Raw genomic sequence first — 10,483 nt, forward strand, 5'->3', positions numbered from 1 at the left:
GCTGATGAACTGATCCCCTTGAACGTTCAATTGGTTCTCCTGGCTGCCGTCCCATAATGCAATGTGCGCGTCGATGATGAAAATTTCTTCTCCGTTCGGTAAGCGATACATAGCCATTCCTCCTTGAAAGGTGTTAGCAAAAGGAAACGCTTACAACAGAACAAAGGCGGAAGTTCTCTTTCGTCCCTTCCACCCTGAAACGCATGAATCGCATGATGTTCGTTCCCAATGCTTACTTACAAGTATAGTTATGGCCATAACCGAATGAAATGTGCATTTATCTAAAAAACAATGCCGAACATTGGATAATTTCTGTAGAAAGAACCATCAGGAAACGCTTGAATTGTCCACCGCTTCGAGCAGCAGGTCGGCCAGATGCACGGCTCTCATTCTCTCCTCCGCTCCCTCGCGAATAATGCCGAGTTTCATCTGCAACAGACAGCCCGGGTTGGCCGTTACGATCGTTTGCGCACGTGCTTTGTTGACCTTTTCCATCTTATAGTCCAGGATTTGCATCGACATTTCTTTCTCCGTTATGTTATAGACCCCGGCCGATCCGCAGCAATGATCCGCCTCTTCCATCTCCTGATAGTGAACGCCTTTAATGGAAGCCAGTAATGTCCGTGGCGCACTGGCTGTGCCCATGACATTCCGCAGATGGCAGGAGTCCTGATACGTAATGACTTGCTCCGGCAGCGAAAGTCCTCTTTCGGCAAATTGAAGCTCAACAAGAATCTCGGAAAAATCCCTCACTTTGCGGGCAAATGCTTCGGCTCGATCTCTCCACTGCTCTTCATCCTTCAACAAGTGGTCATATTCAACCAATAAGGCGCCGCACCCGCCCGCATTCAACACGATATAATCGACATCCAGCGATTCGAAGGCCACGATGTTGGCCTTGGCTAACTGCTTGGCCATATCTTTCTCTCCGCCGTGTGCGTGCAAGGCGCCGCAGCAGCCTTGGCCGGGAGGAATCACGATATCGCAGCCTGCCTTCTGAAGCAGCTTCATCGTGGCATCGTTCGTCTCCATAAACATCGTATCCATCAGACAACCGGAGAAGAAAGCGACCTTCTTCCTTGCTTGTCCTTCGGCAGGGATATGGGTAGGACGGTTGCTCAACGCGCTGACGCTGGCAATCGGCGGTAGCGTTCGTTCAAGCTCCGCGATATTCCCAGGCATTATTCGTAACAATTTGCTTTTTTGAACGACGCGCTGCAGGCCGCTCTTTTGATAAAACCTAAGAAAATAATGCAGGCGTTTGAGCCGGTCTTTGCGCGGGAACAATTGTTTAAACACAAGCCCCCGTATCACCTTCACGTGCATGCTATGCTTTTTCTTTTGTTGAATCACGTCCCGGGCTTCCTCAAGCAGATGACCGTATTTCACGCCGGACGGACAAACCGGCTCGCAAGCCCGGCAGCCGAGGCAGAGGTTCAGCTGCTTCTCCACATCATCGTCCGGTTCAATGACCCCGTCGACAACCCCCTTCATTAGCGCGATCCGGCCGCGCGGAGACGCCGCTTCATATTGATCGGTTTGGCCATAGGTCGGACACGTCGGCAGACAGAAGCCGCATCTCATACAATTCATTAGCTCGTCGTAATCCAGCCGTTCTTTAAAGCCCTGTCGAATCTCACTCTGCACCTGCTGATTCATCCGTTAATCACCACTCTTTTGCGGGCATCTCTTGCGAACATTTTTCCGGGATTCATGATTCCGTTCGGATCAAAAGCTTGTTTGATCGCCTTCATCGCTGCTACGCCTTCCTCTCCAACCTTTAACGATAAATAAGGCAGCTTCATCTCGCCAACCCCGTGCTCTCCGGTAATGGTACCCCCCAGCTCGATCGCTTTCCGGAAAATTTCATCGAACGCTTGTTCGACCAGGTGCATCTCTTCCTTGTTTCTTCCATCCGTCAGGCAGGTGGGGTGCAAGTTTCCGTCACCGGCATGACCGAATGTACAGATCGTTACCTGATACTTTTCTGCAATCTGATTAATGGCACGCACCATTTCGCTAATTTTCGATCGAGGGACCGTCGCATCCTCCAGAATCGTCGTAGGCCTCAGCCGCGCAAGCGCGGATAACGCCGCCCGCCTTGCCGTACTTAATGCCTCGGCTTCCGTCTTCGACTGGGCGATCTTCACGGATCTCGCATGTCCGTCCTTGCAAATTTGAGCGATTCGTTCCATGTCCCTTTCCACGACTTCAGGCGGTCCGTCCTGCTCAATGAGCAGCACCGCATTCACATCGGTCGGTAAACCGACCTTGGCGAAATCCTCGACGACTTTACACGTAGGCTGATCAAGAAATTCGAGCGTGGCCGGGATAATCCGGTTTGAAATAATCGCCGACACCGTACTGGCCGCTGCGTCGAGATCTTCAAAAAGCGCAAGCATCGTTTTTTTCGTTTCCGGAATGGGAATGAGCTTTAGCGTCGCTTCCGTTACGACGCCTAGCGTCCCCTCGGAGCCGACAAACAGCTTCGTTAGATCATATCCTGCCACATCCTTGGGCGATTTCCCGCCCGTTCGCATACAATCTCCGTTCGGCAGAACGATTTCCAGCCCAAGGACATAGTCCTTCGTGACGCCGTATTTTAAACCTCGAAGCCCTCCCGAGCATTCATTAATGTTGCCGCCGATGGTTGAGATTTTCATCGAGCTTGGGTCCGGGGGATAAAATAAGCCCCTTGCCTCCACGGCTTCGATTAATTTCTTCGTAATGACGCCCGGTTGAACCGTAACGGTCAAATTCTCTTCGTCAATCTCCAAAATTCGATTCATATGATTGAACACAAGGACAATGCCGCCTTGGGTTGGACATGTACCGGCACTTAAATTGGTGCCGGAGCCTCTTGGAACAATCGGAATTGTATGCTGATTGCATATTTTTAATACCGCCTGGATTTGTTCCCTGTTCTTAGGCATGATGACGGCGTCAGGGAGCGCCTGGTAGTTCGGCGTCGCATCATACGAATAAGATAGTTTCGCTTCATTCGAGTCATGATACTGGGCGCTTCCGACAATTTCTATAAGCTGACTTCTGATCGCTTCCGTAATCACGAGAAGTCCCCCTTTCGTTATCACCATTATAGAAATTGCCCGTTGAAATAACTATGTGCGAACATACAAAGATTTTCAATTCGGATCCTGATTTATTGAATGATTATCCAATTTTAATAAAGAAAGTGCGATTAAAAATAACGTAATGCCTTCCGGACATTTGGGATTAATGCCCGTAAGCTCTTTGATCTGGTTTAGGCGGTAGTGAAGCGTATTGATGTGAATATGAAGCGCATCGGCGCTATCTTTAATGGACAATTGATGCTTATAATAAATATGGATCGTCTCAAGAAGCTCTTGATCCGATTGAATTTCCGATAAAATCCGGTCGATAAACTCTTGCCTCGTTTTTGCGCTGATCTCCTCTAACACGATATCGAGCAATAAATTTTCATAATAAACGATTTCAAGATGCTTTTGAGCCACCTTCAACGCTTTCTTCGCTTCGTTGTACGTATGATTCATTTTGAAAGGCTCGAAGGTCTTGCCCACGCCGACGGCTAAATTAATGCCGTAATGCTTTTTAAAATATTGATGCCATTTTGCCAATTCCCGGGAAAGCTTTGTTGGCGAATTATTATTTTTGGCATTTTTGATCAGAATGAATTGGCCGTTGCCCCAGCGAATGAAAAAATCGGTCGGATCGCGTTCAAAACTTCTTTGAAAAAAGTCGGTCATCAGCGGCTGCGCTTCTCGCAGCACCTCGTCGCGGTGATGGACATCCACTTGGAAAAGAACGCAAATATACGGAATCTCAACGGAAACCCCCAGGATTTGGCCTCGGTCGATAAACTCCTGATCCACGTCCTGGATATGAATCCACTCGTAAAAAAAGGCTTCAAGCCCCCTTGTTTCCCACTCCTCCTTCTCTTTCTGCTGGGCCTCTCTAATAATGAGCTCGGTCATTCTCCGAAGCAGCTCCGCGTAAGGCTCAACAACAGAAGGAGTACCTGTGATGCCAATGACGCCTATCACCTTTTTGTTGTAATAAATCGGCAAATTGATTCCCGGCTTCACCCCTTTTAACCGCTTCGCATCCTCATCGGAAATGTACAGCTTATGACCCGACTTCATGACAATCGTCGCACCTTCATGAAAAGAGCCAATTCGGTTTTTGTCCGTTGATGCGATAATGATCCCCTGACCGCCTACAACAATCAGCTGCTCGGTCATGACCGATTCCACTTCATGGATAATCTTCTTGGCTAATTCCGGTAATAATTGCAGACGAATCACCCAACCTTCTCAAAAGTGATAAATGGGAAAAACCAGCGCACTCCGGTGTCAAGCCAGAGTGCACTGGTTCCAGGTCAACAATCACGTGTAACCAGCTGCTCGAACAACGATTACACCGTTACTTTCTCGTTCACATTCAACAGATTGAGGAATTCTCTCATAAATCCCGGCAGATCCGGCCATGCATGACCCGTTACCAGGTTGCCGTCAACGACAAGCATCTGCTCGACATAATGGGCTCCCGCCGCTTCCACTTCCGGACGGCAGCAAGTATAAGCGGTCATCGAGCGGCCTTGAATATGCTCGCGCACGGTCGTCAACACCAGTTGACCGTGGCAAATGACGCCCATCGGCTTGTTCTCCTGCAGGAAATGGGCCGTAATTTCTTGTACTTTTTTGTTCATGCGGATGTATTCCGGCGCGCGTCCGCCCGGGATAATCAGCGCATCGAAATCGGCTGCGTTAATGTCGTCGACGGAAGCATGCGAATCGATTTTATAGGCGACCAATTCCGTGAAGGTTTCCATTTGCGGAAGGAAATCGTGACAAACCGTTTGAAGCTTCTTTTTCGTAGGCGAAGCAATCGTCACGTCGATTTGCTCCTCCAACAAGCGATAGTAGGGATAGAAAACTTCCAGGCAATCTACGGCATCACCAGTTAGAATAAGCACCTTTTTACTCATCTTCATCACCGATCCTTTTGAATGTGTTTTGTTTATGATGATCAAGAATGTATGAACATTCCCGATAGCATATGGAACTGCACTGCTTATGACATCTCCGTGCCTGTGGCTTCCAAATCGTAACGGGCCTCTAGCAGACCGCGGCAATAGTGGCCGTTAAATTCCATGCTTAATCTTGTCCTTTTGGCGCCCAATAAGTAATCCGAGAATCCTTCCAGCGTCAAAGCATCCCCTTCCGGAGTTGTAAACGCCTGAACGCCGGAATGGTGGAGCTGCGCTTTCTTCTCCAAATATCCCTCTCGCATGCCGCTTCCCTCTTCCGAGAGCGGGAGCTCATGCAGCTGCTCCAAAGTCATCGCAAGGATCGCTTCATTCGACCAGCCTGCAGCCAATAAATGCTTGATCAGCTTTTCCTCCCGGGCATAGAACGCTTTGATTTGGAATGTCCTCCGAAGCTCGTCAAGATCTCCATCGGACGCCCCGAACTGACTCGTGGATTCGCTGAAGCGCTTCCCCTTCGAAACCCCTTGATTGATTTCGTCGGAAGCACAGTGGTCGATCAAATTTACTTTGACCTCCCGGACCCATTCCAATCGGGAGACACAGGTCCGGATATCTTCCGCCATGATGAAAGCGAAGTTGGGGGAGCACCAATAGGTCGGCAAACGGAATACGACTTCCACTTGATCGTCATGGATCTTCGTATGATCGATAAACCCCAATTCGGTTAAGGGCTGATCAAGCTCCGGATCATATACCTTATCGAGCTGCTTGTATACCTGCTGTTCCTTGGTCATCAACATAGCATGCACCTCCTGTGAGTGAGCTGTTGTAAAGAAGCTTACGCGATTTTATTAGCGCTCGCGATCGTCTTCGCCAGTTCGCAATGGCACAGTTTCTCCTTCTGGCTCTCGATGTCGATGTTGTACAATCTGGCCGCATTTTCCCCGAGGATTTTCTTCTTCACCTTCAGATCGAGCGTCGCACCGGTTTCTTTCTGAATATCTTCCGGCAGCTCCATGGCGATGAACTTCTCGATCAGCCAGCCCGGCTCCCATATCGCATAGTCGCTTCCGAACAGAATCCGGTCTTCGCCGATCCAGTACAGCAGCTCGCTGATGATTTCCGCGAAATAGCGGGGACGCGTATGGATGAACGGGAGCGCAACCGCCAAGGCCCCGTACACGTTCTTCTCTTGCGTCGCGATCCAGCAGAAATCCTCCAACCGGGGAAGTCCGACGTGCTCCACGATAAAGTTCAAATCCTGGAAGGCGCTTGCAACATCGTCGATATCGGCGACGTCGAACGCATCCCGGTTCAGCGGGGTGATCGTCGGCCCCTTATGCACGTGGATGTTCTTGATCCCAAGCTGGACGCACTTCTCGAGGTAGCGATAAGACCAGTCGTCGGATAATTTATACCCTTTCGAATCCTTGTACCAGTCCGCCGTATACAGCTTGATGCCGGACCACTTGTATTTCTCGTAATCCTTCTCGAGCTGCTCCAGGCCGCGCTCTCCATGGCGCGGATCGAACGTTCCGTTACAGATGAACCGCCCCGGATATTGCTGCGCAAGCGCCTCGTTGGCATCGAAGTCGCCGAAGCCGTTCTTGTAGAACTCTTTCAAATACACCGGCTGGAAGATCGCCATGTCGCTGTACCCTTTGACAAACACATCTTCGATCAACGTGCCTGCCTCATATTTCAGAAATTTGTCCTTCGGCCAAAGATGCTCTTTCGGGCTCAGGTTTTTGTGATAATCGTAAAAACAACTGATGAACTGATCCCCTTGAACGTTCAATTGGTTCTCTTGACTGCCATCCCATAATGCAATGTGCGCGTCGATGATGAAAATTTCTTCTCCGTTCGGTAAGCGATACATGGCCATTCCTCCTTGAGATTCGTTGTTCAAAAAGAGTGAAATCGACAAAGGGAAACGCTTACAGCCTGACTGTGATTTGAAGTATACAGCCTCAATACGAAGAAAGAAATATATTTTCATATAACAAATTTACCATAACAGGCTATATTTTTTGTATGTTCATACAAATGAAGGAAAAACCAAGCCCGTCTATTGGCCGCCGAAACCTATATAAAATCCGATTTTGCCTAATTGCGCCGCGCGCTCCATCCGCTCGAACGCCTGCGCATATTGCTCTAACGGTACGACCCGATCCAGCACGGGTTTGATTTGATGGGATTCAATAAACTTGATCATATCCCGGTACTCTTCTCCGCTTCCCAGCGTCGTCCCCAGCAAATTATGATGTCCATAGAAGAAGTCGCGCAAGTTGAGTTGGACGACATCTCCCGCAGAAGCTCCGAACGTCACTATGGTGCCTCCCAGGCGCAGCCGTTCAAGCGACTTGTGAAACGTCGCCGCGCCGACGCTTTCAATGACGACATCCACCTTCGCTCCGTCAAGCGCCGCGCCCCAATCTTCATGGCTGTCGATCGCCCGGTCGGCGCCGTATTCCAGGGCTTTCCTGCATTTCTCCTGCGAGCGGGAGGTTACATACACGGTAGCGCCCGCCGCTTTAGCAAATTGAAGTAGAAACGTGGCGGCCCCGCCGCCGATACCCGGGATCAGCACCTTCATGCCGGGCTGGATACGGGCTCTCGTAAACAATGCGCGATACGCTGTGAGCGCAGCCAATGACAGCACGCCGGCTTCTTCCCATGTTAAAAATCGAGGTTTAGGGGCGACATTGTCGCCGGGCACGATGACCTTCTCCGCAAAGGTGCCGTGCGTCGGCAAGCCGAGAATTTCAAAGCCCTCGGGAGGCGCATCGCTGTTTACCTTCCATCCGAGACCCGGGTTAATCATCACCTCGTCACCGGCTTGGACATGCGTCACGCCTTCTCCGACGGCATCGATAATACCGGCGCCGTCTGAACCGATAATGAGCGGCGGATCTGTCGGCTTATGACGTTCCAGGACAAAAAGATCCCGATGGTTCAGCCCCGCCGTTCTTATTGTGACCCTTACTTCTCCCGCCTTGGGCTGCAGCTCTTCCATCTCCCGAATGGATAAACCTTCCAACCCGTTCTTCCCTTCATGAACTAGCGCTTTCATCCAATCACTCCTTTTTTGAGTCTTATGTTTACAAAAAATGTATGGAAAATCAAGTGGGCTCGGCAAATATTTGTTTCGTGAACGCGATCCATTCTCTTGCGGCCAACGATTGATACCCTTCCCGTCTCCAGGCCATCACGGGCTGCCACGGAATTTCCGGACTGACCAGGGAAATCGCTTTCACTTTATTCGGATCTAATAATCGGCAAATGGTGCCCGGTAGAAACGCGATGCCGAGGTCGGCTCTTACCATCTCCCTGATTAAATCCCACTGGGAGCTTTCGGATACGATGCGGGGAACGAAGCCCGCCGAACGGCATGCGTTCTTGATCCGGTCATGCATGGCGAAATGGCTGTTAAAAAATATAAACCGCTCCAGTTCCAGTTCGGCCAGCTCGATTCGCTCCCGGTCCGCTAACCGGTGTGCGGGATGCATCACGACCTTTAACTGATCCCTCACGATCGGAAATGAATCGAATACCGCCTGATCGACCGGCCATAACAATATGCCTACGTCCAGCAAGCCTTCTTCGATGCTTCTCTCGATCTTGCTCGCGCCGTCCTCGACCATCTTCATCGTGATCCCCGGGTAACGATCCTGAAATTTTTTAATCACGTCCGGGAAGAAACTCGATCCGGCCATGGGCGGTAAGCCGATTCGAATGCTGCCCTTGTTCAAGAAGGTCAGGTCATTGATTTCCGTTTTTAAACTTTCGAACATTTGCAGAATCGGACCGGAATGCTGCAAGATCGCTTCGCCCACATCCGTCAATTGGATCTGTCTTCCGCTCCGGACAAAGATGTCCGCATTCAATTCTTTCTCTAAATTTTGGATCATTTTGCTTATGGTCGGTTGCGTAACATTCAGATTTTCTGCGGCTCTGGTAAAGTTGTTGCACCGCACGATTTCTGCGATGTATTGCAAGTGACGCAACTCCATCGGCATCCCCCTTTTCCAACCATAAATAAATGGAATGAATTTGATTCTATATATTCATTTTACATATGGAACTCCTTTTTGTATACTCGCTGTAATCAGTGGTGGAAGGGGTGCGATCCATGAAGTCATGGTTGATCACAGGCGTGCAGGTGTTGTTTTTTGTTGTAATTGCCCAAATAGCGGACGTCATCGTCCAATGGCTTGGCTTCCCGGTGCCGGGCAGTATCGTGGGGATTGGAATGTTGTTCGCGCTTCTGAAGTGTAAGATCATTCGCCTGGAGTGGATCGAATTGGGCTCCCAATGGCTGCTTGCCGAAATGTTACTGTTTTTTATTCCCGCCTTCGTAGGCATCATCGATTACAAAAGCTTGCTGGCGGATCACGGTATCGCCATCGTCGTCATCATCGCCATTAGCCTGCTTGCCGTCATGATTTGCAGCGGTTTCATCGGCCAGCAGCTGTCCGCCCGGAAAGAAAGACAGGTCGAGTGATGGAAGCGATCTTATGGCTGGGTTGTACTGTTGCGATTTATTGGGTGTCCAGACGAATTTATGGCCTGTATCCTAAGCTGTATTTAACTCCGCTGCTCGTTACGCCGGTTGCCGTCATTGCGCTCGTCGAAATCGCCGGCGTGTCTTTCGAAAGCTACAACAAAGGAGGCGAATGGCTCACCGGCATGATGGAACCCGCTACCATCGCGCTCTCCGTCCTCTTATACAAGCATCTCGACGTGCTTCGAAACCATGCTTATGTCATCGCCGCAAGCGTAAGCTGCGGTTCCCTCGCCGCCATCGTCACATCGGCCGGTCTCGCCCACCTGTTCGGCTTACGTGCGGAGCTCGTCTCCAGCCTCGCCCCGCGTTCCGCAACGACACCCGTCGCCCTTGCCGTCTCCCACATGACCGGCGGCATTACGTCCGTCACCGCGCTTGCTACGTTGATTACCGGATTGCTCGGCATCCTCGTCGGTCCGCTGATCATCAAGTGGTTCCACTTTCAAAGTCCCGTCTCGCGCGGCGTCCTCCTGGGAACCAGCGCTCACTCGGCCGGCATACGCCAAGCGTTGGAATATAGTCCCGTCTCCGGCTCCATTGCGATGGTTTCGATGATGCTGGCCTCGTTCATCACGCTGTGCGGCACGCCATGGATCGTTTGGTTGTTCCGGTAATATCGTTCGTCTTTGTTCTACTCATATCTGAGATTTGATCATTGACGCTGCCACAAAATCTGTGTATTGTTAAATTCATGAATATCCAACGTTGGGTATATGGTTTATATGGGAGGTAATGTCATGACTCGGTTAGTACTGCTCGGTTTATTGTTGAACAAATCGATGCACGGCTATGAGATGCAGAGCATGATTGAACAAAGCAAGATGGATCAATGGGCGAACATTCTCTCAGGCTCGATCTATTATGCGCTGAACAAGATGGAGGAGGAAGGCCTCATTGCAGCTGAGGCAGAAGAGCGTACAGGTGCT

11 protein-coding genes are annotated in these 10,483 nt (G+C 50.3%); 3 read left to right on the forward strand and 8 right to left on the reverse strand.

The window, feature by feature from the left end; translation table 11 throughout:
- Positions 1 to 327: 327 nt before the first annotated feature.
- The 8 genes from PVA01S_RS25325 to PVA01S_RS25360 form a co-directional block, all read right to left on the reverse strand.
- Entirely contained in the window at positions 328 to 1,659 is a 1,332-nt protein-coding gene (locus PVA01S_RS25325) for a (Fe-S)-binding protein (protein ID WP_127610589.1), read from the reverse strand.
- Positions 1,656 to 3,068, reverse strand: a complete 1,413-nt coding sequence (gene glcD / locus PVA01S_RS25330; RefSeq protein WP_127610591.1) for a glycolate oxidase subunit GlcD — start codon at positions 3,066 to 3,068, stop codon at positions 1,656 to 1,658. The genes PVA01S_RS25325 and glcD overlap by 4 nt, the downstream gene beginning before the upstream one ends.
- 75 nt (positions 3,069 to 3,143) lie before the next feature.
- The gene (locus tag PVA01S_RS25335) at positions 3,144 to 4,304 is read right to left on the reverse strand and encodes a CdaR family transcriptional regulator (RefSeq protein ID WP_244933049.1); all 1,161 of its coding nucleotides are present in this window, start codon (positions 4,302 to 4,304) and stop codon (positions 3,144 to 3,146) included.
- 110 nt (positions 4,305 to 4,414) lie between these two features.
- Entirely contained in the window at positions 4,415 to 4,987 is a 573-nt protein-coding gene (locus tag PVA01S_RS25340; protein WP_127610593.1) for a DJ-1/PfpI family protein, read from the reverse strand.
- An 86-nt stretch (positions 4,988 to 5,073) separates the two neighbouring features.
- Positions 5,074 to 5,790, reverse strand: a complete 717-nt coding sequence (locus PVA01S_RS25345; protein ID WP_230876028.1) for an iron-sulfur cluster assembly protein — start codon at positions 5,788 to 5,790, stop codon at positions 5,074 to 5,076.
- 38 nt (positions 5,791 to 5,828) lie between these two features.
- Entirely contained in the window at positions 5,829 to 6,869 is a 1,041-nt protein-coding gene (locus tag PVA01S_RS25350; RefSeq protein WP_127610595.1) for an amidohydrolase family protein, read from the reverse strand.
- 189 nt (positions 6,870 to 7,058) lie between these two features.
- Positions 7,059 to 8,063: a zinc-binding dehydrogenase gene (locus PVA01S_RS25355; RefSeq protein WP_127610597.1), complete on the reverse strand. Its 1,005-nt coding sequence runs from the start codon at positions 8,061 to 8,063 to the stop codon at positions 7,059 to 7,061.
- Between the two features lie 49 nt (positions 8,064 to 8,112).
- The gene (locus tag PVA01S_RS25360; RefSeq protein ID WP_127610599.1) at positions 8,113 to 9,003 is read right to left on the reverse strand and encodes a LysR family transcriptional regulator; all 891 of its coding nucleotides are present in this window, start codon (positions 9,001 to 9,003) and stop codon (positions 8,113 to 8,115) included.
- A 119-nt stretch (positions 9,004 to 9,122) separates the two neighbouring features.
- Here PVA01S_RS25360 and PVA01S_RS25365 point away from each other — a divergent pair, with 119 nt between their 5' ends.
- From PVA01S_RS25365 to PVA01S_RS25375, 3 genes are all read left to right on the forward strand, one after another.
- Positions 9,123 to 9,494 carry a CidA/LrgA family protein gene (locus PVA01S_RS25365; RefSeq protein ID WP_127610601.1) on the forward strand — a complete coding sequence of 124 codons (372 nt, stop codon included), beginning with the start codon at positions 9,123 to 9,125 and terminating at the stop codon, positions 9,492 to 9,494.
- Complete coding sequence (locus PVA01S_RS25370) at positions 9,494 to 10,171, forward strand: LrgB family protein (protein ID WP_155614481.1); 678 nt, start codon at positions 9,494 to 9,496, stop codon at positions 10,169 to 10,171. Before PVA01S_RS25365 ends, PVA01S_RS25370 begins: the two co-directional genes overlap by 1 nt.
- A 123-nt stretch (positions 10,172 to 10,294) precedes the next feature.
- Positions 10,295 to 10,483 (forward strand): PadR family transcriptional regulator (locus PVA01S_RS25375; protein ID WP_164751974.1); only part of this gene is annotated, 189 nt, incomplete at its 3' end.

The sequence above is a fragment of the Paenibacillus validus NBRC 15382 genome, assembly GCF_004000985.1.
GTDB classification, from domain to species: Bacteria; Bacillota; Bacilli; order Paenibacillales; family NBRC-103111; genus Paenibacillus_G; species Paenibacillus_G validus.

Excerpts from the sequence above, each read along its gene's own strand:
- PVA01S_RS25325 (WP_127610589.1), bottom strand. The coding sequence starts at position 1,659 with ATGAATCAGCAGGTGCAGAGTGAGATTCGACAGGGCTTTAAAGAACGG.
- PVA01S_RS25340 (WP_127610593.1), bottom strand. The coding sequence starts at position 4,987 with ATGAGTAAAAAGGTGCTTATTCTAACTGGTGATGCCGTAGATTGCCTG.
- PVA01S_RS25345 (WP_230876028.1), bottom strand. The coding sequence starts at position 5,790 with ATGTTGATGACCAAGGAACAGCAGGTATACAAGCAGCTCGATAAGGTA.
- PVA01S_RS25350 (WP_127610595.1), bottom strand. The coding sequence starts at position 6,869 with ATGTATCGCTTACCGAACGGAGAAGAAATTTTCATCATCGACGCGCAC.
- PVA01S_RS25355 (WP_127610597.1), bottom strand. The coding sequence starts at position 8,063 with ATGAAAGCGCTAGTTCATGAAGGGAAGAACGGGTTGGAAGGTTTATCC.
- PVA01S_RS25360 (WP_127610599.1), bottom strand. The coding sequence starts at position 9,003 with ATGGAGTTGCGTCACTTGCAATACATCGCAGAAATCGTGCGGTGCAAC.
- PVA01S_RS25365 (WP_127610601.1), top strand. The coding sequence starts at position 9,123 with ATGAAGTCATGGTTGATCACAGGCGTGCAGGTGTTGTTTTTTGTTGTA.
- PVA01S_RS25370 (WP_155614481.1), top strand. The coding sequence starts at position 9,494 with ATGGAAGCGATCTTATGGCTGGGTTGTACTGTTGCGATTTATTGGGTG.